Consider the following 595-nt stretch of genomic DNA (forward strand, 5'->3'; position numbering starts at 1 on the left):
CCTAAACTGAAGCAGATTTTAATTCGCCATGTTGCAGAGCCCGGAACACAACGCTTGTTGTTGCAAAAACATGATATTGATGTTGCTCGTAATTTGACACCTGAAGATCTTGCAGATCTGCAAAAAACAACAGATGTTAAAGTTGAAAGAGTGTTAGTGCCAACTATGATGTACTGGGGATTCAATACGACGAATCCTATTTTTGCTAAGGAAAAAGTACGCTTGGCGATGCGTTATCTTATAGATTATGAAGGTCTTGGCAAGAAGCTTCTTAAAGGGATTGGTGTTCCACGGGCCAGTTTTATTCCTCTTGGTAATCTTGGAGCTTTGGATGAAAAAGAGGGGCAACCCTTTAAGCTTGATATTCAAAAAGCAAAACAGCTTTTAGCAGAGGCCGGTTATCCGAACGGATTTGAGGCAAATTTTATTGTCTCAAACACTCCTTATACTTTGTTACTTGCTCAATCACTTCAAGATAGTGCTGCACAGGCGGGCGTGCGTCTTAAAATTGAACGTGTAGCAGGTACACAGTTGTTTTCAAAAGTGAATGCACGGGCTTTTGATACGGCTTTTATCGGATGGAATAATGATTCTG

The 595-nt window shown here is 40.7% G+C and carries 1 protein-coding gene; it reads left to right on the plus strand.

Annotation, left to right across the window (positions count from 1 at the left end; translation table 11 throughout):
* Positions 1 to 595: ABC transporter substrate-binding protein (locus ACFILA_RS09935; RefSeq protein ID WP_375661171.1), on the plus strand; the 595-nt coding region annotated here is incomplete at both ends.

The sequence above is a fragment of the Bartonella sp. CL71SXKL genome (assembly GCF_042194935.1).
Lineage (GTDB): Bacteria > Pseudomonadota > Alphaproteobacteria > Rhizobiales > Rhizobiaceae > Bartonella.